Consider the following 22,673-nt stretch of genomic DNA (forward strand, 5'->3'; position numbering starts at 1 on the left):
TAAATTAGAATTACTTAGCTAATAGAAGTGGACGAGGGTGGTGCTCGAGCCTTTGGCTGCTCAGCCAGTTCCAGTGTTGGAGTGACCTGCTGGAATGCCCAGTCGAAAAGGTCAGAAATGGCTTTGTGAGCGAAATCCAAGGTAGTATTAACGGCCTTCGAGGACCCATCGATCACGGCACAACTGACACACACTTCACCGTGCACGTGCCCTACGTGATCAACATTATGGAAAGACGAAAGTAAAGGTAGGCTAACTAATATTGCTAGGATAGCTACTACAGTTAACCGTTTGAAGGACGATATGTTCATTTGCCCTCCTTGAGTAAGCGGTATGAATAATGTCAATCCTGAGCTGATTATAGTCGCCGGTTAGAGTAGATACAACTGAAACAACCCTGCCGCGAACAAAACTCGAGACAGGGTTGTAGGGGGGAGCTGAGCGTTAGGCGGTTTCGTTAGTGCGAAGCTTGTAGTTAAGTAGGAGAGCCAGGCCCATGCAGAAAGGGAAAATCCCAGCATATTTAAAGCCTTCCAGATCGCCATTCATGAAGCCAACGGCCATAGCCGCTCCGCCGAGGCTAAGAAGAATCAGGGCAGTACGACGATCAGCGTCGGGCTCACGGCGAACCTTGTTAAGGCTTTCTAACGTTTCTGGCGTCAGGGTCTCGCCTTTGTCAATTGCCTTACGAAGCGTTTCCTGCATGGCAAGGCGATACTCAGTGCGCGATCGAATAAAGTAGGCGATGACGAGAGCGGGTGCTACGAAAACGCTTAAAATTGCAATAACTTCAGTCATAGTTACGGTCCTTATTTTAGATTAAATTTGCTTTCTTAATCTAATAGACGGCATGGCGGCGAAGTTGGATGCAACTAATTTGAAATAGTGATGCTACCAGTCAAGATCGTCGGGAATTTCGAAGTCTTGATACCAGTCCTTTTCCTCTTCGCTGAGTTCAAAGACATCTTTGTTCTCACAGAATAGGACGGCATCAGGAACACGTTGTTCAATCTTGGATGCCACGGCCGCTGGGATGAGTTCGAATTGGTCGCCGTTAATGCCAATGGCCAATAGCTTTTTTTCTAGCGCGGTGAACTGCTTCTGACTTACTGAGATCTTCTTTACTTTCGATTGGTAACTAAAGTTGTAGTCTACATCACCATCTTTGGTTATCCGGTTGCTAAGAATTAGCTGCTTAACTTGGGCGGCAAGCTCTCTTTTGTGGAGGTTCTCTTGGCGTGCTCGGTTTAGCTCTCTATCTCGCTCTGCTGCAGCGGCTCTCTCTGCCTCCAGTCGCGCTTTGTTTTCGTCAACGACAGGCTTTTTACTCTTTAGTTGCTGCTTTTTTTGTTTGTTCTTCTTTTTGTTCGCTTGGGTAGCGTCTTTTTTTGAAATGAGTCCGGCTGCCAGTAATTGGTCTTGAAGCGAAGATGGCATAACGCAGTTAATCCTTGATAACAGTTAGGAAATTTGTGAGCTAATCATAGTAGCTGAGAATGTGCCTCGCAATACCTAGGCGGAAGGGGGGCGCTGTTCCCTGTTAGTCTGGCGTTCACCCTGGTGGCGACTCAGCAAGGCACCGGTTCCAGCACCGCAGGCAATGACCGTCCGCATCATATCCTCTACGCCAATATCAGGATATAAGGTAACCGCTTCTGGGGGGAGGTGGTACATCATCCCCGATGTCGGGTTCGGGCCGGTCGGAACGAAAACGGTGAAGTCTCCGTTAGGGTGTCGTGAGGTGACTAAGGCCGTAACTCTCGCCGGGCAGTTAATACCATAAAGATTTACCACGGCCACTTCACCATTGGCGAAGGGTGAGTTGCTCTTATCGCCGAAAAATTGACCCACAATTTCTTTTATCAAGTTGTAGCCCGGAGCCAGTCGTGATGCATAGCGATCAAAACGCTCATGGATCCAAGAACCGACACTTGTTGCAACGATTGTGCCGAGGAGGAAGCAAAGGCTTATTATCAAACTGAGTGCCAATATATCACCTACCAACTCAGGCAGATCAAAATGGTCGAGGAGTATTGAGGTTATCGGGCTAATCAGCTCTGAGATGACTCCGAAAAGCCAGCGGAACAAGAACGCCAAAATCATAATTGGAAGGATGACAACTACGCCACCGATAATGGCATTTTTTATAAAGTTGCGAATAGCCGACATGATAAGCGTGCTCTTTGTTTAATAGATAGCTGAATATTATCGCCAGTTAGCAGCAATTACGAGCTTTCAGCGTTGGAGCGGCGAGTCATATCGAGCGTTTACCGCAAGAGGAAACGTTTATGAGTTAATTTTGCATTCGAAGTATTTAGTGCAGCTAATTGATAGCGAACTCAATTTTGACCGTCGATGCCTAGCTTTGTAGATTGCGTTTGATTAATTTTCATAGGCTTCATAGCCGGTTAGTTTGCTGGGTGTTGGCCGGTTTACACTAGTTTTTGAGTCAATACTTGAGCGCCACAGGTGAATAATATTGGTTCTTTTTCAGTATGAGCTTGACTTTTTTTGCATCCGAAGTACAAAATGCCGCTAGGTAGGTAGTTATTAGTACCTACCGGCCAGATTATATAATTATACAAATACGTACATCTGAGGAGTCAGGCATGGGTACAAACTTTAAGGCTAAGCATTCGGTTCTTGCTACATCGATTGCTGCGGTGCTTGCAGGTAACACTGCAATGGCACAGGACGCATCAAGCGAGTCATCGGTAGCGCTAGAAGAAATCATTGTGACCGCCACTAAACGTGAGTCAAGTGTTCAGGATTTGTCAGTTGCCGTTACCGCTGTTACTGGCGATCAGCTAACTGAGCTGTCGATTGTAAATATCCTTGATCTCGACAAGACCGTTCCGGGAATGCAGGTTAAGAATTCGGGCAATGACCCAGTAATTATTATGCGTGGTGCGGGTGCAGCCGGCACAAACGATATCTCAGTGCCCGTCTACATTGATGGCCAGTATCGTCCACGCGCAGGTCAAGCCTTGGCCTCATATCTTGACGTTGAGCGTGTAGAAGTCCTTCGTGGTCCTCAGGGAACGTTGTTCGGTCGCAATACCTTAGGTGGCTTGGTTAACGTTATTGCCAACAAACCAAGTACTGAAGATTTTGAATTCGGTGCCGCGGCAACACTAGGCAACTACTCTCTCCGCAAGGTTGAAGGTTTTGTAAATATTCCTATGGGCGACATGTTTGCCGCGCGAATTACCGCTAGTGATACATTCCGTGACCCATACGTTGTTAACACCTTCAATGAAGATGGCGGTCTAAAGGACGCTGACAATACGTACGCGCGTGCGCAACTTGGCTTCTACCCAAGTGATGATTTTGATTTGACGCTAACGGCTACCTACTGGGAAGATACTGCCAACGGTAACGCTGACTATGCTTATAAAGTATTGGGTGTTCCGGTAAATCCAGCTACTGGGGCTACCAACGGCATGACCGGTATTATGGAACCTCGTCAAGGTACCAGTGCTACTGCTAACGGCGGTCGTCCTCAGGCTGGTGAGTACCCAACCGATTACACTGCTGCAACCGACTCTGATCCGTACCGTATCGCTAATGACTTCGGTGCGAGCCGCGACATTAAAGAAACGTCTTTCAGTGCTGCCCTAAACTGGGACCTAGACTTCGCTACGCTGCGAGCAGCGGCAACCTTGTTTGACTACGAAGAGTATCGTTTAACTGACTCTGATCTTTCTCCAAATCCATCTGCTGATCTTGATAACCGTGGCCCTCAGGCCTTGGATTGCACTTGGTGGAACTACTACCCGGCAACGGATTGCGGCCTAGTTGCCGGTCAGCGTGTAAACTCGAAAGCTATTCAAGCTGATGTTAACCTGAACTCGAACAGTGAAGGTCCACTTCAGTGGACAGTGGGCTACTACTTCTACGATGACTCAGGCGATGGCGACACAAGCGGTGAATTCGTTTGGGGTTACACCTCATCAGCTACGCCACAAAATCCTGTTTGGGCACACTGGTTGTACCAGGGTAATGGCGGAACTCAATCGCAGGCCATTTACGGTCAGGCAGCCTACGACCTAACTGATGATTTGACCGTTGAAGCGGGTCTTCGTTACTCGGAAGATGAGCGTCGTTCGTACACTATGTACCTCGACACCGGTCTTAACTGGGGCACTTGGCCACCAAGCTTTGATAACCCAGAATGGGTAGCTGACCGCACCTCAGCTTGGCCGACATTGTTTACCGTCAAGGGTTCTGAGATCAACGGTAAGGCAAGTAACACCGATTACAAACTAGCGCTTAAGTACAACTTGAATGATGACGTGATGGTTTATGGTTCGGTTGCAACGGGCTACATCGGCGGTTCACCTAAAGGTGGCGGTAACTTTGAATTGACCGATCCTAATACGGTTGACGCCTATGAAATTGGTGTGAAGTCGACACTGCTTGACGGCGCAATGCGTTTGAATGCGTCAGCATACCGAAATGATTTCGACGGCCTTTCGACTACGGTATTCGTAGAACAAAATGGCACCATTCTGGCGCAACAGGCTCCGGGCGGCAGCATGAGCTCACAGGGTCTTGAAGTAGAGATGAACTGGCAGGCAACTGGACAGCTATTCTTGAACGCCGGCGTGTCATTCGATTTCTCTGAATTGGATGAGTTCTCTGAGCAAGAAAGTCGTTTTGACGAAGGTGGTACGCTAGATCCTGTTTCAGGAGATCGTTTCCACTACCTACAGGGCAAAGATGCACGCTTCTCACCAGACTACACCATTGCCTTGGGTGCTTCATATAGCATCCCTATGGGGTCAATGGGAGAGTTGGTACCAGGTGCTTTCCTTTACCACTCAGCTGATTACAAAACTCAAAACGTAGAGTACTTCTTCGCGAAGCAAGAGGCATACACTACGCTAGACTTGCGTGCTACTTGGTACACGCCACTAGATGACGTATCAGTTCAGGCCTACGCAAAGAACGTTACCGAAGAGGTTTACCTCACTGAAACAACGGTGTTCTCTCGTGGTCGTGCGATGGGTGATTACAACGCACCGCGTACCTTCGGTGTTCGTGTAGCTTACAACTTCTAACGTTCACGGATATTCGTGATAAAATGAGCCCCGCCTAGCGGGGCTTTTTTTTGCTAGTCTATTGTTAACCATATTTTAGGATAAGTAATGAATCCAAAATTAGCTGAGTGGCTTAAAGCCGGTTTAAAAGCGCAGCAACTTGGCCAACTTGACGAGGCCGTAAAGCTTTTTAAGAAGGTTCTAAACAAGGACGCTAGCAACGTGCCCGCATTAAACTTACTCGGAGTAGCCGTCTTAAATCAGGGTAGGGCAGATCGTGCCGCCCAGTACATTGAAAAGGCGCTTCGCTATCGTGAAGCTGACCCTCAGGCTCACGGCAACGCTGGCTTGGCCTATCGCGAACTCGGACAAGCCGAACTGGCCGAACGACACTTTAGACGAAGCCTAGCTCTGAATGGTCGAAATCCGGTTGTGTTGAATAATCTAGCGAATCTTCTTACCGAGCTGCAACGTCCCGGAGAAGCCATTCCGCTGTTTGATAAGACGCTGGCAGAGGCTCCGCAATATGCGGAGGCCTGGAGTAACCTGGGTGCCGCGCTGTTGATGACGGGGCAGCATAAGGAAGCTGCTATTGCCTGTGATAGAGCATTGAAGTTAGACGCGAATATTGCTCAAGCTTTCAATACGCGCGCAGAAATCGCCCGTCACTTTGCTAACTTTAATCAAGCGATCCTTGACTATCGTTCGGCCATTCGGATTCAGCCGAACTATACGGAAGCTCACATCAATTTAGCGAACGTTCTTCGTGAAAGTGAGCAACCCAAGCAAGCACAAGATGTTCTTGAAAAGGTGCTGGAGTTTTCTTCTAACAACCCACAGGCCCTCACTAGTCTGGGTGTCTTAGCCGAGCAGCTTGGCGACCTAAGCGCAGCGGCGGAATACTTCCTTCGAGCTATTGATGAAGCGCCCAACAACGTTATGTCGCATTACCAACTTGCGCAACTCAAAGGGCGTCGCTCATCGCGTGAGGAAATTGCTGAAATGAAGCGACTGTGGGAGCTAGAGGGCGTCCCTGAACAGGAGCGAATGCACTTGGGTTTCGGCTTGTTTAAGGCACTTGAACAACAGGGTGAGGACGAAGAAGCCTTCCGTTATTTGGCGGCAGGAAATCAAATTAACGCTCAACACAGCCCCTACGATGATGCGCAAGCTGAACGATATTTGAATAGTTTGCTAGATGAATCGGCAGCCAGCTCTACCGCAGCGTCTACGGTGATTGAAGGTGCTCCGCAGCTCGTCTTCGTTCTTGGGATGCCACGTTCAGGGACAACGCTAACCGAACAAATTCTTGCCAGTCACACTGCCGTATTTGGAGCGGGTGAAGTATCCTATGCCTACGATGTTGCACGCTTCGTCGAAAGCTTGACGGGACAGACATATCCCGGGGGAGTTAGTTCGCTTACAGCGGATCAGTTGTCGACACTGGCTAAAGCCTATCTAGCAAGATTCGGTGAAGCGGCTCGGACGGCGGACGTCATTGTTGATAAGACCCCTCTCAATTTTCAATACATTGGGTTGCTAGCGCGTATTTTTCCAAGTGCCAAGTTTGTTAATTGCGTTCGCGAGCCCATGGATAATTGCTTCTCGATCTACAAGTTGCCCTTTGGTGACTCTCAATCTTATGCCCATAGCTTGGAATCGCTGGGGCAATACTATCGACGTTACGAACGTTTAATGGCTGGTTGGCAGCAGCAGTTTCCCGGTAGAGTTTATTCCTGCGAGTATGAAAGCACCGTCGCCGATCTCGAGGGGCAGGCCAAGCGTTTGCTGGGCTTTATCGGCTTAGAATTCGAAGCCGAGGTGCTCGATTTTCATAGCTCTAAACGCCTAGTGCGAACACCGAGTGCCTCGCAGGTTCGGCAGCCTATATATCAGTCTTCGGTTGCCGCGTGGAAGCGCTATGCCAAACAGCTCGCGCCGCTTCAACGAGCGCTTGGACTGACGCAATGATTGACCCTAGTGAAATCGCTAGGGCGCAAAAGCGCCTAGCCGGGAGAGTAAAGCGGACACCCATTGTCAGTAGTCAGCTACTAAACCGCTGGTTAGGTCATGAGTTCTTCTTCAAAGCTGAATGCCTTCAGTCGGTGGGGGCGTTCAAGGCTCGCGGTGCGCTAAATATGCTTAGCAAGGCGCTCGCCGAACCGAGTCATGGTATTGAACGGGTCGTGGCGAATAGCTCTGGAAACCATGCCCAGGCCGTAGCATGGGCCGCTCGAGAGGCAGGTCTTCCCGCGACCATTCTGATGCCCAAGACGGTATCGGCGGTTAAGGCTCAGGCGACCCGCGCCTACGGTGCTCAAGTGATCCTCGGAGAGGATCGTCTTTGGGTTGATCGTGAAATTCAACAATTGGCTAGGGAGGCGGGTACCCTTTGGCTGCCGCCCTATGATCATCCCGACATTATCGCCGGACAGGGTACGGTGGTGGCAGAGGCGCTAGAGCAAGTTGAAAATATTGATGTTATCGCGGCCCCCTGCGGCGGCGGTGGGTTGTTAGCAGGATCACTGCTGGCGGCAAAACATGCTGGAAGCAACGCCCAAGTGGTTGGCGCGGAACCCCTGGCGGCCAACGATGCGGCGCAATCATTGCGAGCTGGAGAGATTTGTGCACTGACCGCAGCGCCAAAAACCGTCGCGGATGGGGCGATGACACTGCAAGTAGGGCAGCATAACTTTCCCTTCCTTCAGCAGCTAAATGGCTTCTATGAAATCCCTGAACGGGATATTGTCTATTGGTATCAATGGCTGAACCATCTGCTGAAATTACAGGTTGAGCCAACTAGCGCGATGACGATGTCAGCGGTACTGCAACATTTAAAGGGATCAACCACGGCGAAGCGGATACTTATTGTGTTATCGGGCGGGAATGTTGATGCTGCTATGAGAGCACGTCTTTGGAAAGAAGATCAGTTAAGCGTTCAACCTAGTCTTGAGGGGAATTAGACTGAAAATCTTTCGGGCAAAAAAAATCCCGGCTCTATAAGGGGGAGAGTTCCGGGATCAAAAATTCTCGTAGAGAGAATTGCTACTGCTTGCGGGATTTATAATCTCAATTTTATGGAGTGTGTACCATCCGCAAAAATACGCGCTAACTATGTGATTACTTGTATAAAAATTGCGACGAATACTTTAGATTTAGCTAATGTTAGAATTTGACACTTAATTTCTCAGCGGACCATCAATGACTCCCAGCATTTTCTTTACGCTAGCTTTGGTTAGTTGCTTACTAGTCCTATTTCTAGTGGGGCGATTTCGCTCGGAGTCTGTCGCGTTAGCGGGAATGCTGGTGCTTGGAATCGCCAGTTATTTTGGATTAAATCTCCTGCCGAACATTCATAATCTTTGGGATGGCTATTCTTCTAATGCAGTGATTTCGCTCATCGCAGTGATGCTGGTAGCGTTAGGTTTGCAAACGGCAGGCCTAATGGATAGTGTTAGCCGATGGATTGCTAAGCACGGCCGCAATGATGAACTAAGAGTTACCGGCCTTCTGATGTTGGTTGCAGGGATAGTCTCAGCGGTAATCCAAAATACCGCCGTGGTAGCTTTGTTCCTGCCCGTCGCCACGGTACTTTCTCGGCAACTAAAGATCTCGATTTCTCGGTTAGCAATGCCTATCGCTATTGCTGCAGCGGCAGGCGGAACGATGACGCTGGTTGGTACAGCACCACTAATTTTGGTTCAGGATTTGATTCCCGTTGAGCATCTTTCGATTGGCTTCTTAGCGCCATTTACCACGGGTCTAACGATTCTCTTGGCGGCGATAGCGATTCATTTGCTTATTGGCCAACGCTTCCTGCCGAGCCGATCGGTACTTAAGTCATTGAGCAGAGGTGATCAGTATAGTATTCGGCCTCGCTTACGAGGCGTAACGATTGATAATCATAGTCGCTTCGTCGGAAGGAAGTTTGGTTCGTTTGAACGAATATTTCGAGTGACGGTCGCGGCTTACCTTCGCGATGGAAAGTGGATTTACACGCCGTATAGGCATGATTCTATTCCGCGCTCAACGGTGATTGCCGTCTTTGCTACCGACGAAGAACTCGCCGATTTGATTAAAGAACCGGGGATCAATAGCTGTAAGCTCAAACCCAGTGCTTTTTCGGCCGGTACCGCAGACTTTGTTGAAATGCTGGTTCCAGTTGGTTCTCCATTGGCCGGGCAGCGAATTCGTAATGTGAGTATTCGTAAGAATTACGGTGTGGCGCCGTTGGTGATTTCTTCCGGCGGAAAACTAAAACAATATAACCTTCGCAACCAGAGATTGCGCGAAGGTGACATGATTTACGGTTACGCTGCTTGGCACAACCTAACTCGGTTCAACAAACCGAGAGAGTTATGGTTACTTGGTACTGCGCCAACGCCGTATAACCGTGAGAAAGCTCCGCATGCAATCATTGGCTTGCTTATCGCAGCGGTTGGTTTACTCCTCGAAGTTCCATCCTCACTTTCCTTTAGCTTGGGTGTCGCTTGGATGGTGTCGGCGAAGCTATTCAATTTTAAGGACGTGATACGAGAGGTTAATTGGTCTACGGTAGCCCTCTTAGGAGCGATGATCCCGATAGGCTCTGCGGTCTCCTTTTCAGGTAGTGCTGCCTACTTAGCAGATATGCTTCAACACTTCTTTTATGGGATGCATTTTTTCGAGATGTGCTTATTCCTCTCGTTCTTCGCGTTAGTTGCCGGTATGGCAATGACTAATGTTGGCGCTGCCACCGTCATGATTCCCGTGGCAGCGCAAGTCGCTGTGGCGATGGACCTCGATGTGAATTCGCTAGCGCTGGGAGTTGCGATTGCCGTATCGAATACCTTTGTACTATCGAGCTCGCAGGTAAACACGCTGGTTCAAGCATCTGGTGAGTACCGAACGCGGGACTACTTTACAGTAGGGGTCTGGCAAACTCTGTCTTACGCCATCATCATCAGTCTCGCCCTTTATCTAGGAGTGCTGTAAATGCCAAGTATTGAGCCGAAATTGTTAGAGCAACGAAGTGAAGAAGCTGCGGCACTACTAAAGCTCATGTCGAACCAACGTAGATTGCTTATTTTGTGTTATCTACATGAAACACCGATGTCAGTTAGTGCGCTTCAGGCAATGCTACCGCTCTCTCAATCAGCGTTGTCTCAGCACCTGGCCAGTCTTAGGCAAGCCAATGTGGTGGCGACGAATCGTAAAGGCACAGAAGTGCATTACCGCTTAGTGGATAAGAGGGTAGTGGCGTTGTTAGCAACCCTTCAGGAAGAAGTGTGTCAGCCAGAGGACTTTAACTAGCGAATTTATAACTAGCTGAATATTTCCTTTGTTAAACGAGGCAGTAGGAAAGTAATGATAAAAAGAAACGGCCCAGTAAAATAACTGGGCCGTTTCTTTTTTTGGGGGAGAGATACTCATATCGAGCGGGTATCTGAATAATAAGACAGCGTAATCGCAACAAAGTTCACCAATTAGGTAATTAATTCTGATTTTATGGATGGAACCCTATTCGTTAGCGACCGCCACCTGATTTGACTATGCCGCGAGTTATACCTTCGTTTTCCGCAGCTTTGAGCTACATTTAAAGTCAAAGCGCTACTGCTACCGGAGGTATTTTCGATTTTTACGTCCTTCTTTAATTGTTGGCGGAGGAGAGAATATTTACCCGCCTGATGGTAGTTGATTATTTAATTGTCTATTTATCTTGGTTGGGGATAAAATAGTCGCAATTGGCGTTAATTTTGAGTGGGAGATGATGATGAAATCTGCGTTTTACGAGCACCTGAGTACTGAGCTTGAGGACATCAAAGCCGCGGGGCTATTCAAGGGTGAACGGATTATTACTGGGCAACAGAGTGCTGAGATTAACGTCCAAAAAACGGGTGAAGTCATCAATCTTTGCGCGAACAATTATCTTGGCTTAGCCAATGATCCGGAACTCATCAAGGCGGGTCAGGAAGGCTTGGCAGATTACGGCTTTGGTGTCGCCTCGGTTCGTTTCATCTGCGGCACTCAAGATGTGCATAAGCAGTTAGAGTCAGACCTCGCAGCTTTTTTGGGTACCGAAGATGTCGTGCTCTACGCGAGTTGTTTCGATGCTAACGGTGGGCTCTTCGAGGTTCTCCTTGGACCGGAAGACGCTATTATCTCCGATGCGCTAAACCACGCTTCGATTATTGACGGTGTTCGCCTATGTAAGGCGAAGCGATTCCGTTATGCAAATAATGATATGGAAGCCCTAGAAGCGCAGTTAATAGCAGCCGATGAAGCAGGAGCTCGATTCAAACTGATCGCCACAGACGGCGTATTTTCAATGGATGGTGTCATCGCTGACCTCAAGTCCATCTGCGACTTGGCTGACAAGTACAACGCCATGGTCATGGTAGATGACTCGCACGCGGTTGGGTTCCTTGGCGCTAATGGTAAGGGTTCACATGAATATTGCGATGTGTTGGAACGTGTAGACATCATTACCGGTACGCTAGGTAAAGCACTCGGTGGGGCATCGGGAGGCTACACCGCCGCGAGGAAGTCGGTAACTGATTTACTCCGCCAGCGCTCACGCCCTTATCTTTTCTCTAATTCTTTAGCGCCATCCATCGCCTCGGCAACCAGACATGTTCTGGGGATGATTGCCTCCGGCGCGGAACGTCGAGCTCAGTTAGAGGCTAATGCCGTTCATTTTCGCAGCCGAATGACCGCAGCAGGTTTTAGCTTAGCGGGCGCAGATCATCCTATTATTCCGGTGATGATTGGTGATGCGAAGAAGGCGGCAGATATGTCCGCTGAACTCTTAAAACGTGGTATTTATGTTATTGGTTTTTCCTTTCCGGTAGTTCCGAAGGGCGAGGCGAGAATTCGGACACAGATGTCTGCTATTCATACCAAAGAGCAGGTTGATAAGGCAATTGATGCGTTTATCGAAGTTGGACGTGAGATGGGGATTATCTAATGACAACAATGAAAGCGCTAGTTAAGGCAAAAGCCGAACGTGGCTTATGGATGCAGCAAATTGAAAAGCCAAGTTGTGGCCCTAATGACGTCCTGATTAAGATTCGAAAAACCGCCATTTGTGGTACTGATCTTCATATTTTCAAGTGGGATGAGTGGTCACAGAAGACAATTCCCGTTGGGATGAATGTGGGCCATGAATTTGTCGGCGAAGTGGTTGAACTGGGTTCTCAGGTGTCTGGCTTTGCGTTAGGCGATCGTGTTTCTGGGGAAGGCCATATTACTTGCGGTCATTGTCGTAACTGTCGCGCGGGAAAACGCCACCTGTGCCGTAATACTGAAGGTGTTGGGGTTAATATTCCGGGCGCATTCGCCGAATATTTAGCCATCCCAGCGGTAAATGCGTTTAAGATACCGGATAATATTTCCGATGACTTGGCCGCCATTTTTGATCCATATGGCAACGCTGCTCATACAACCCTGAGCTTCGACTTAGTGGGCGAAGACGTATTGATTACCGGTGCGGGGCCGATTGGAATTATGGCTGTGGCGATAGCTCGCCATGTTGGTGCGCGTCATGTTGTGGTCACAGACATCAATCCGTATCGCTTAGCATTAGCCGAGAAGATGGGTGCATCGCGGGTAGTGAATGTGAGTGACGAGTCGCTTAGTGATGTCATGCTTGACCTCGGAATGGATGAAGGTTTTGACGTGGGCTTAGAGATGTCAGGTAACGGTCATGCCTTCAGAGATATGCTGTCGAAAATGAATCACGGCGGTCGCGTTGCACTGCTCGGTATCCCGAGTTCAGAATTAGCAATTGATTGGAATGAAGTGATCTTTAAAGGCTTGTTCATCAAGGGCATTTATGGCCGAGAGATGTTCGAGACCTGGTATAAAATGGCGAGTATGTTACAAAGCGGCCTCGATCTGGATCCGATCATCACACATCACTATCACGTAGATGATTTCCAGCAAGGCTTTGAAATGATGGAGAGTGGTCAGTGTGGAAAGGTCATTCTCAACTGGGACTAGCGGCATTCTATTTCTCGCTTTGCCAAGCAGTTGCAATTAAGCCTCGATAACTCGGTTGTCGGGGCTTTTTATTCAAAGGGCCTGCTATTCAGGCGAGTCCTTATTCCAAAGGCTCAATCTTCGCCTAAGGTCGATTCGCGCTTGATGATTCTTGGGTTGTAGCAGAGCGTTGGAAGTTCTTTGTTAGACTGCGAGACAATATCAAGAAGGCGCTGAGCCGCCAATTCAGCGATGTAGATGTTGTTTTGGTGAACGGTGGTGAGGCGCGGCCAACTCTGCTTAGAGAACGGACTATTTTCAAAGCCAGCAATGGCCAGGTCGCCAGGGCAATTCAATGAGAGCTTACGAGCGGCGGAGAGCACACCGGCGGCCATTTCATCATTACCTGCAAGAATCGCGCTGGGTTTATGACTTCTTGAAAGTAGTTCGAGCGCTGTCTTTTGTCCCGAATCAAAGGTGTACTCAGTCGAGACGATTAAAGAGCTGGGCTCTGGAATAGCAGCCTCACTTAAGGCCGATAAATAGCCGGCATAGCGTTGTTGAGTAGAGTAGTGGTCCATTGAGCCTTTGATAAAGGCAATTTGCCTATGCCCTAATTCAATAAGATGTTTAGTTACCTGACGAGCACCATCGAAGTCATCAACAAACACTGAGCTTAAATCTGCGCTTTCTTCACTGGGCGGTGGCGCTGAAATGATTTTCACATAATGAATCTGCGCCTTCTCCAATGCGGCCAAAAATTCAGGGTGTTCTGAAAACGGAGAAGTAAGGACCACTCCCGCTACGCGGGCTTGATTCTTTAGCGAGCTAATTAGATCCTGCCAATTATCTTCGAATGAAGTAGGGTGGATCACGAGCTCGTAGTTATTCTTGCGCAGTACATTCAATAGGCCAGTTTGAAGGTCGGTGACATAGTAGGCATTCGGGTTTTGGTAGAGACAGGCAATGGTGAATGAATGCTTTGACGCAAAGCTACGAGCGGCCGCGTTCGGACGATAGTTGAGTTCATCTACCGCTTTCAATACGCGATCCTTAGTGGTCTCTCGTACGGATGCCTCTTTGTTCATCACGCGTGAAACGGTCTTAATCGAAACGCCAGCTAGCGCTGCAACGTCATCAATAGTAGCTCTCAAAACATCCCCAATTGCAGTTAGTAAATCAATATATGTAGCCAATGTAGTGGAATTTTACTCAATTGTAAAAAAGTAAATGACAGCGCTGTCAGTTTAGCGTTAAACTTCTGCCATCCTATAAAAAGAAGCTAGGCTAAGAAGGCCCACGTGAGCTTTTGACCTAAGCAAAATATCGGAGTAGTAAATGTCGACAAATTCAACACAGCCCCTCTTTGTAGGCATCGACGGCGGCGGCAGTAAATGTCGTTCTATTATCGTAGATGAGAGTAATCGTATTTTAGGGACCGGCGTATCTGGCCCAGCTAATCCGATGAATGACTATGAAACGGCGATTAGCTCGATTGTTGAATCGGTTGAGCTGGCCTTGGATGATGCCAAACTCGATCGGAGTTTGATGCCGGACCTAATTGCGGGAGCTGGTTTAGCCGGCGTTAATTTTAGCTCTGGCAGAGATAAGATGTTGGCTTGGTCGCATCCCTTCGCTGAATTTCATTTAACAACGGATCTTCATACAGCTTGTATCGGTGCTCACAAAGGTAGTGATGGCGCGGTGATGATTGTTGGTACGGGCTCAATCGGTATTAGTGTAAAGGGTGAAGACCACTTTATTCTTGGCGGTCATGGCTTCTTGCAGGGCGATATGGGAAGTGGCGCTTGGTTTGGGCTACAGGCGGTTAGGTTGGCGCTTAGCTCGGCGGATCAGCTATCTCCTCCCACTAAAATGCTAGATATTCTGCTGGACAGGTTTTCAATCAGTCATCATCTAGGGATTATGGAAGTCATGGCCAATAAGCCTGCCCGCAACTTTGCACAGTTGGCACGCGTTGTCTTCCAGGCTGCTGAAGAGGGCGATGAAGTAGCCCTTCAAGTGATTGAGGAAGGTGCGGGTTACCTATCTAGGCTGGCTTTGAGGCTGCTTGATCAATCGCCTAAACGATTTTCAATGGTTGGCGGATTAGCACCAATTGTGCTGCCGTTTATGGATAAGCGTGTTCAGCAAACTGTTGAAACCACGTTAGAAGAGCCCGAAGTAGGTGCTGTTTATTTTGCGCGTGAGCATTACGCCGCGAAGTAATTACATCGAACTGGAAGATAAAAAAAGCGAAGTCTCTGACTTCGCTTTTTTTATGGGTGAAGGCCAACGGAAAGTCCTGCAGTATGGATGCAAAACTCAAAACTCAAAACTCAAAGCTCAAAGCTCAAAGCTCAAAGCTTGATGGTCAAAGCTTGATGGTCAAAGCTTGATGGTCAAAGCTCGATAGCAAATGATCAATACACCCCAACTTCCTAATCTCCGCCAACGCTTCGCGCCACCCCCTATTGTGGGCTAATGATTAGACCGCCAAACGCTTCCAGCTCAAGACTAATTTCAGCGCCTTGAGTGGTAATGCTAACGTCAATCGGCTCATTACTTAGTTTGTCTATTAACTTAGTCTGAGCGTCAATCTCAAGCATTAGGCGGACATTTTCGGGTATTTTTAGTGTATAGGCTGAAGCCTCGCGTCGGAAACTAGCGACTGTGATAAACCAGTCCGAATTAAGTTTTCGCACGAAAGCCATATCTTGGTCACCGTAGCCCGAGTTGGCCTGCAAATTGGCCTGGTGCAGGGGAATCATTTCTCCCATTACGGCGGAGCTATTCACCGTGAAGTTCATGAGTGTGGTGTAGAACGCCCGAAGCGCAGCTTCCTGTTCGGTTAACTGACCACCGTCGAAGGCTCCACCGTTCATCCAGCGTTGGTGAGCGGGTACGCCCCAGTAATCAAAGATGGTGGTTCGAGTCTTACGTCCGAAGCCCGCATCAAGCATACCATCCTCGCCAACGTCTTGACCGAAATAGAGTAGCGTAGGTGAACTTGAGATGGTGGTTGATACTAACATCCCCGGCTTTCCCGCTAGGGGTGTTCCGGCGAACTCGTCACTCGCGATCCGTTGCTCGTCATGGTTCTCTAAGAAGTGCAACATGGAAGGGCTAATATCGGCAACGGCTTCGTGGATGGCAAAGAGCTCCGAGACTGAGCCTTGTCCCTGCATAAGCGGCTTTAGCGTATCGTAGAAACCTACCTTATCGTAGAGGGTATCCATCAGCCCAAGTTGGAGGTAGCTTCGATACTGAGCCGGGTTATAGACTTCGGCTAAGAGAAAGGCGTCTTGGTTGGTTGCTTTGATATGACTGTTCAGATAGCTCCAGAATTCAACCGGCACCATTTCGGCCATATCATAGCGGAACCCATCCACACCGCGGGCGAGCCAATACTGGGTTATATCGCGAAACTTCAGCCAGGAATCAGGAACATCTACCTGTTCCCAGAACGCCAGATGTTCACGGTAGTTTGCACCAGTCAGTTCACTGGGAAGCGAGGGGAAATCGTAGCTTCCGTCAGGTCTAACGCCGTAGTTTATCTTGACCGTTTCGTACCAATCATTGGCATGTGGTTGCGCGAGTCGCGAGCCATTCCCCGTCCATTTAGCTGGCGTCTCGCTGAAGAAACCGTCGGCGAGAGGATGCGCTTCGCCATCCAGCGGTTGTTCGCCATTAATGGCATCGGGAACAATAAAGGCCTCATCTAAAATGTAGTAGAAATTGTTATCGCGCGCATAAACCACCGAGGTATCATCGTTAACACCAAAGCCTTCAATCCCCTCGGGCGCCGAAATTGATTCATAGCGCCGGGCAACATGATTCGGAACAATATCGATGACTACTTTCATTCCTGCATCGTGCGTGCGTGAAATAAGTGCATCGAATTCTTCCAAACGCCTGCTAGGGTCATCGGCGAGATCCGGATTAACATTATAATAGTCCTTTACCGCATACGGCGATCCAGCACGCCCCTTCACTACGTCGGGGTCATCAAGGCTAACACCAATATCGCGATAATCTCGGATAACAGCATGGTGAGGAACTCCGGTGTACCAGATATGCGTGGTTCCGAGTTCACGGATCCCTTCAAGTGCTTCCGGTGTGAAGTCACTGAACTTGCCAACGCCATTCTGTTCAATCGTTCCCCAAGGGACGTTCGCGGTCTCGGTATTGCCGAACAGGCGCGTGAAGACTTGATAAACCACCACCTTAGTTTGCTCCTCCTGAGTATGCGGTGGTTGCTGCGGATCCGTTCTATCCTCGCCGCAACCAACGATCATAAACGCCGCCAGAAGGGCTTGTAGACTTAGACGAGAGGATTTGATACTCATAACTTCAGTTCCCATTGAGTTTCAGTGTGAAGCGAGTGTGCCAATGAAAATGACAGAGTTTTTGCTTGGTCGTCAAAGGCGGCGAGTGCTGAAGCACCATTGATAGTCAGTTCAGCTGGGGCTTCGTTAATGCCATGGATAACAATACGAAGATTGCGCTGCTCGGGCATCCCGGCGTATCCCTTGCCTTGGCTTGAAATTTCACCCTGAAGAGCTAATCCGTCGTGGCTTGCTGTGAGATGAATAAGTTCGAATGACTGATTGCTAATTGAATTCGGGTCTAGACCATCGTCCTCAAAAACCTGTGCGCTGCTCGAAACGACCTCGGGATCGAAATAGAAGTGAACATCTAGCTCGTCGCCTCGGTATGCCGAGGTATTAGCAATGTCCTCTCGGGTCATGGTGATAAACGAGCCGCCGCGAACAAGCAGTGGTAGCTTAGTGATAGGAGCCTCATATTTAATAGTTTGGCCGCCCGAAAATACCTCGCTGGACCAAAAGTCGTACCAATGACTGCCGCTGGGCAACTTAATGTCGGCGCTGCGCTGCTGGTCTGCGGTAATTGGATGAACAAGAAACGCGTCACCATAGAGATATTGAGAGGTGGAGAGCAGGTCATTTGGGTCATGACTAATGAAGCTCATGGGGCGCATCATCGGGTCCCCCAGGGTGCTATTCAGATATGAAAGCGTATAGAGGTAGGGCAACAGGCGATAGCGAAGCTTCGCATAGGGGCGTGTTAACGCTTGCGTTGCGCTATCATGGAATACGGGTTCTGAGGCAATATTTTCCTGGGCGTGGGGGCGGAGTACCGGTTGGAAAACGCCGTATTGGAACCACCGCACGTAAAGCTCAGGATCGAAAACATCGCCACCGGCAAAGCCACCGATATCCGAGTGCATATACGCTAAGCCTTGAAGGCCTGCTTGAAGCGAGAGCTCAATCTGCGATTGTAGTCCGCCCCATGTGCGATTCACATCGCCAGTCCAGGGGATAAGGCCAAAGCGCTGGGATCCAGCGTAACCAGCTCGCATCATGATGAACGGGCGCTGATTTGGCTGCGCATCGCGAAGTGTTTCGTCAAGTAATTGAGCCCATTGATGGCCATAGGCGTTGTGAACCGCGTTGGCGGGTACTAAACCACCATCGCTAAGGTGGAAACTATCTGCTGGATGCACTTCCGGTTCGCCTAGGTCGCCCCACCATCCGGTCACACCATAGCCAGCTAAGCGTTTATATACCTGAGCAAACCAATTCTGGCCGGCGGTTGAAAAGACATCTACTAGCCCGGTATTACCGAAGTAGAAATCGAAAGTCTTTGGCGCCCCGGATTCATCGATCGCCAGAGCGTTGGCCGCAACAGCATTGTCCCATTGCGCGGAGCTGGTCAGGATAAACGGTTCGGTAATGAGTACGGTGTTTACCCCAGCCTGCTGAAAGTCGGCAATCATCGCTTCTGGCGTGGGCCAATTATCGGTATCCCACTCCAAATTTCCCATGGTGCCCTTCATTTCCTTACCAAACCAATAGAGGTCCAGCACGATAGCATCAAGCGGAAAGTCATGCTCAGCGAAGGCGGAGACTACTTTGCGGGCCTCGTGCTCGGAGTGATAACCAAAGCGAGAAGCATAGAGTCCAAGCGACCAGCGCGGCGGAAGGGGCTGATAACCGGTAGTTTTAACGTAGTTTCTAACCAGCGACTGCAATGATCCGCCAGTGATAATCACAAAGGACGCTGAACCGTGCTCACTATTGAAGTTCAGTTGGTTGTTTGCCTTGCTATCAAGATCTAACCACCCCGAAGAAGGGTTGTCCCAAAGAATCGCGTAGTGTTTGTCTGAAAGCACCAATGGTAACGAGTAGTACATTTGCTCGCTGTGCGTCTCAAATCCGTAGTGAGCCCGATTGTATAGCGGAAGTCGATGGCCTCGACGGTTAACTCCCAAAACGCGAGATCCTCCACCCATAAGTACTTCGTTGTTGGTGAGCGAAAAGCTGGCACTGCTTGCGTTCGATTCGCTGTGAAGATTGAGGACTTCAGTTAGCTGCGTCTCGCCATCGCGGAGGAACTTAATGCTAAAAGGGCTAGGGGTGATCACCGCCTGAATTGACTCAGAACCAAATACCAGTTGTTGATTCTCTTCATTCAAACGGGCGTGAGCCGTTGACAGTTTGGGCGAGATAGCTCTGGAAGGGGGAGGGGCTATTGAGCTTGGATTGAAGTCCACACGAATGGCGTTGTCGTGAAGCAGGGTTAAGACATAGAAACCCTCATCCGTAGCGAGTGTAAGCTCTGCGGTGGACGTTTCGTGACTAACAAGTTGCTCAGAGTGCGTCGCAGTAGCCGCTAGGACGAGTATGGCGGCTAGGGTGAGGGACGAGAGTCTATTCAACATTGAGCGGTCCTTGATGTGATTGCAGCGAATAATACATTCTAGTTGACTTCCCAAATCTCTACGGCTTGTTTATATTGCGCAGGCGGAGTGAGATTGGTTGTCATGATGTTTATGATAATATGAGCTAGCGCGATTTTCTGCCTCCTCCCAGTGGGGGCGCATTCATAACTAGAATAATAAATAATCGGTACCTTAGGATTTGCCCATGCTGTTAACCTCTAAGATTAGTCTGCCCGATGTCTCCGATCTTATGCTTGATCGAGATCGACTCACTTCGGCATTGCTGCAATCTAAAAATGATCAAGTGATCTCTATTGTTGCGCCAGCAGGATTCGGGAAGACAACCTTAATGGCCTCGTTTATTGAGGCAACAGACTCTTTAGTAGCTTGGTATTCGCTGGACGAAAATGATAACGAAGGTCGTCACTTTCTGGCCTATTTGGTTGAGTCTGTCCACCGAGCCACTGGCAATGGTATTCCTCGAAGCAGAGCTATTATCGAAGCAAAGTCAGCGGTGGATATTCGCGCCGTGATTGCTGAAATGCTCGAAGAATTACGCAGTCTGTCGGCACCGCTGAGGATTGTCTTTGATGATTTTCATGTTATTGATAATGCGGAGGTAGAGGCTGCTGTTAAGTATCTTTTAAAACACGCGCCCGCGGGTATTGGCTTTGGCTTCACAAGTCGAAGTACGCCGTCCTTAGGTCTGGCGAGCTACCGAGTGTCCAATCGATTAATTGAAATCAACGATGACGCACTGGCGCTGACTGCAGACGAGACAGCGGAGCTATTATATAAGCGTTTAGGCTTTCGCCTCCCCGAACCCGCGCTACTTCAATTACAGGAACTGAGTGAAGGGTGGGCACCCTTGGTTCAGCTGTTCGCGCTGTCGGTAGATAGTGAATCCGACGTTGATGCCTTCCTTGCGGATTTTGAGCGCGGGCATAGCCACCTACTAGATTATTTGGCGGAAGAGGTGCTCGATAAATTGGATGACGAGACGCGACAGGTACTTGCTCGCGTTAGTCTGCTTCGTCGTATTGACGGTGAGATGGCAGAGCAGGTTAGCGGTAGTCCGCGCGCTCAAGAAATTTTGACATCCGCGTATCATCGCGGTTTGTTCCTAAGCCCTATTGACCGCAGCAGAACCTGGTTTCGATTTCATCCTGTCTTTGCCAAATTCCTAGAGCGCTCACTGACTTCTAGTGAACGGGTTGCGGTACATGAAGCCGCGCTACAAGCTTGGCTGGCGCTGGAAGATCCGCTGGAGTCCCTTACTCATGCCGTGGCGTTAAAGTCGGTAGAGTCGGTGATGGAAATTATGCAGCGCTATGCGTCAACGCTTTTGCTAAAGGGGCACTATCGGACCTTGGCAAGGTGCTTTGAATTCATTGGCGAAGCACGCATAGTGGCGTCACCGAGCTTAACGGTTCTTGGCGCTAAACTTGCTCAAGCTCAGTATGAATATGACAAAGTGGAGCATCTACTCACCTTAGGAGAGCGTTATATTCGTTTAAACTTAGCTGACGAATGGCAGGGTGTAGAAGGCGCGTTTGCAACGCTTAGGGCGCAAATGTCCATCGCTCGCGGTAACTTTGTCGAAGCGAGAGAATACGCGGATGAAGCCCTGCAGCTTCTCGATGAATCGGAAATTGATCATACCGTTGCGTCGTTGGTCATGGGTGAGTCAGCGTTTTGCCTGGGACGTTTAAACGAGGCCTTTACGCGTATGAGTGAGCTAGAGCGTCGTTCTCGTTTACAAAAGGATTTTCCAGATGCGGTATGGGCGCTTAGTCAGCAGGCGGAGATTGCCTTCGCGCAAGGTAAGCCTACGCTCTCAGTACAGTGTCAGAACAAAGCACGCGAACTGATTGAAGCGCATCACTTACATATGTTGCCGGTGGGCGAGTTTATCTTCCGTTTAGGGGCGCAGCAGGATTGGGAGTCGCTCAACCTCGAGCGCGCCAAGGAACGTATTAATTTGGGGCTGGCGGCCAATAAGCATCTTGGTGAGAGCCGATTGTTACAGGAGTATTCACTGCTCGCAAATATCGCGCTTGCCGAAGCCGATAAGGAGAGCTGTTTAGCCTGGTTAGATAAATTAAGTGATCTTTTGAGTCGCGAACGCTATCACTTGGACTGGGTCGTCAATGCCGATTACGCGCGCCTATCAATTTGGGAGGCGCTAGGTGATACCGCTGCGATTGAGGAGTGGCTGGATTCAGCGTTGAGTGTAAATGAGGCGCCCTCTAATCACTTTGAGCAGCGCCATGGTCGCAACGTGATTCGGGCCATGATTGCTCTACAACGATTTGCCGATGCAGGCCGACTGATCAAGCGTCTGAATCGTTTTGCAAAGCAATTTAAGCTGGTGACTGAACTCAATAAGAACGCCATTATCGAGGCCTACTTTGAATGGCAGCAGGGTAATCGAGAGGCGTCGATTCAGGCGTTACACGGCGCGCTCGCCATGGCTCTTGGGACGGGAATTCGCGCCAGTTTTTTGCGCTGCGGAAAGCCATTGATTTTGATGTTGAAAGGGCTCATTAAAGATGCCGAGCTGTCGGTGAGTGAAGCAGACCTTGCGGAGCAACTCATTGGCATCACCCAGCGACATCGTGAGTTTGATGGCCGAATTCGTATTGACCTTGATGCGAGTGTTATCGAGGAAATTTTACAGAGCGAGCAGCTTCCGGAGATTCTTAGGCAGTCACCACTTACACCTCGCGAGTGGCAAGTCTTTAACCTCATCCATCTCGATTTTTCCAATGCCAAGATCGCCGAACATTTTGAAGTAGCGCCAAGTACCATCAAAACGCATATTCGCAGCCTCTATCAAAAGCTGGGCGTGGAAGATCGATCCGCCGCCAAGCAGTTAGCTGAGACACTTCTTTTAGCCGTTCAGCAGGCGTGAAAGTAAATTTTTC

At 49.2% G+C, this 22,673-nt stretch carries 16 protein-coding genes; 9 read left to right on the top strand and 7 right to left on the bottom strand.

Annotated features, from left to right (window positions below; translation table 11 throughout):
* Positions 1–14: 14 nt before the first annotated feature.
* The 4 genes from DFR27_RS10505 to DFR27_RS10520 form a co-directional block, all read right to left on the bottom strand.
* Positions 15–311, bottom strand: coding sequence for a hypothetical protein (locus DFR27_RS10505; protein WP_121877421.1), 297 nt, complete (start codon positions 309–311; stop codon positions 15–17).
* A gap of 133 nt (positions 312–444) precedes the next feature.
* The gene (locus DFR27_RS10510; protein ID WP_121877422.1) at positions 445–798 is read right to left on the bottom strand and encodes a DUF6249 domain-containing protein; all 354 of its coding nucleotides are present in this window, start codon (positions 796–798) and stop codon (positions 445–447) included.
* A 93-nt stretch (positions 799–891) separates the two neighbouring features.
* Positions 892–1,437 carry a DUF2058 domain-containing protein gene (locus DFR27_RS10515; protein WP_121877423.1) on the bottom strand — a complete coding sequence of 182 codons (546 nt, stop codon included), beginning with the start codon at positions 1,435–1,437 and terminating at the stop codon, positions 892–894.
* Between the two features lie 75 nt (positions 1,438–1,512).
* Complete coding sequence (locus DFR27_RS10520; protein ID WP_121877424.1) at positions 1,513–2,169, bottom strand: DUF502 domain-containing protein; 657 nt, start codon at positions 2,167–2,169, stop codon at positions 1,513–1,515.
* Between the two features lie 440 nt (positions 2,170–2,609).
* Between DFR27_RS10520 and DFR27_RS10525 the strand changes: the two genes are divergently transcribed.
* The 7 genes from DFR27_RS10525 to tdh all read left to right on the top strand — a co-directional run bounded on the left by DFR27_RS10525 (position 2,610) and on the right by tdh (position 13,022).
* Positions 2,610–5,063 (top strand): TonB-dependent receptor, encoded by a 2,454-nt coding sequence (locus DFR27_RS10525; protein WP_121877425.1) that lies wholly within the window; start codon positions 2,610–2,612, stop codon positions 5,061–5,063.
* Between the two features lie 87 nt (positions 5,064–5,150).
* A complete protein-coding gene (locus DFR27_RS10530; RefSeq protein ID WP_121877426.1) occupies positions 5,151–7,013 on the top strand; it encodes a tetratricopeptide repeat-containing sulfotransferase family protein in 1,863 nt (620 codons plus the stop codon).
* Entirely contained in the window at positions 7,010–8,005 is a 996-nt protein-coding gene (locus DFR27_RS10535) for a serine/threonine dehydratase (protein ID WP_121877427.1), read from the top strand. Before DFR27_RS10530 ends, DFR27_RS10535 begins: the two co-directional genes overlap by 4 nt.
* Before the next feature lie 238 nt (positions 8,006–8,243).
* Positions 8,244–10,016 carry an SLC13 family permease gene (locus tag DFR27_RS10540; protein ID WP_121877428.1) on the top strand — a complete coding sequence of 591 codons (1,773 nt, stop codon included), beginning with the start codon at positions 8,244–8,246 and terminating at the stop codon, positions 10,014–10,016.
* On the top strand, positions 10,017–10,334 hold the full coding sequence (locus DFR27_RS10545) for an ArsR/SmtB family transcription factor (RefSeq protein WP_121877429.1): 318 nt from the start codon (positions 10,017–10,019) through the stop codon (positions 10,332–10,334).
* 460 nt (positions 10,335–10,794) lie between these two features.
* Positions 10,795–11,988 carry a glycine C-acetyltransferase gene (locus tag DFR27_RS10550; protein WP_121877430.1) on the top strand — a complete coding sequence of 398 codons (1,194 nt, stop codon included), beginning with the start codon at positions 10,795–10,797 and terminating at the stop codon, positions 11,986–11,988.
* An 8-nt stretch (positions 11,989–11,996) separates the two neighbouring features.
* Entirely contained in the window at positions 11,997–13,022 is a 1,026-nt protein-coding gene (tdh, locus tag DFR27_RS10555) for an L-threonine 3-dehydrogenase (RefSeq protein WP_121877612.1), read from the top strand.
* 113 nt (positions 13,023–13,135) lie between these two features.
* On the opposite strand, the gene DFR27_RS10560 is transcribed toward tdh, so the two are convergent.
* Positions 13,136–14,155, bottom strand: coding sequence for a LacI family DNA-binding transcriptional regulator (locus DFR27_RS10560; protein ID WP_170150843.1), 1,020 nt, complete (start codon positions 14,153–14,155; stop codon positions 13,136–13,138).
* Positions 14,156–14,339: 184 nt separating this feature from the next.
* Between DFR27_RS10560 and nagK the strand changes: the two genes are divergently transcribed.
* Positions 14,340–15,230 (top strand): N-acetylglucosamine kinase, encoded by an 891-nt coding sequence (gene nagK / locus DFR27_RS10565; RefSeq protein WP_121877432.1) that lies wholly within the window; start codon positions 14,340–14,342, stop codon positions 15,228–15,230.
* A 242-nt stretch (positions 15,231–15,472) separates the two neighbouring features.
* On the opposite strand, the gene DFR27_RS10570 is transcribed toward nagK, so the two are convergent.
* Positions 15,473–17,350: an alpha-amylase family protein gene (locus tag DFR27_RS10570; protein ID WP_121877433.1), complete on the bottom strand. Its 1,878-nt coding sequence runs from the start codon at positions 17,348–17,350 to the stop codon at positions 15,473–15,475.
* Positions 17,347–19,746, bottom strand: coding sequence for a glycoside hydrolase family 31 protein (locus DFR27_RS10575; RefSeq protein ID WP_121877434.1), 2,400 nt, complete (start codon positions 19,744–19,746; stop codon positions 17,347–17,349). Before DFR27_RS10575 ends, DFR27_RS10570 begins: the two co-directional genes overlap by 4 nt.
* Positions 19,747–19,951: 205 nt before the next feature.
* Here DFR27_RS10575 and malT point away from each other — a divergent pair, with 205 nt between their 5' ends.
* Positions 19,952–22,660 carry an HTH-type transcriptional regulator MalT gene (gene malT / locus DFR27_RS10580; RefSeq protein WP_121877435.1) on the top strand — a complete coding sequence of 903 codons (2,709 nt, stop codon included), beginning with the start codon at positions 19,952–19,954 and terminating at the stop codon, positions 22,658–22,660.
* The last annotated feature ends 13 nt before the right edge of the window (positions 22,661–22,673 follow it).

It is taken from the genome of Umboniibacter marinipuniceus (assembly GCF_003688415.1).
Lineage (GTDB): Bacteria > Pseudomonadota > Gammaproteobacteria > Pseudomonadales > DSM-25080 > Umboniibacter > Umboniibacter marinipuniceus.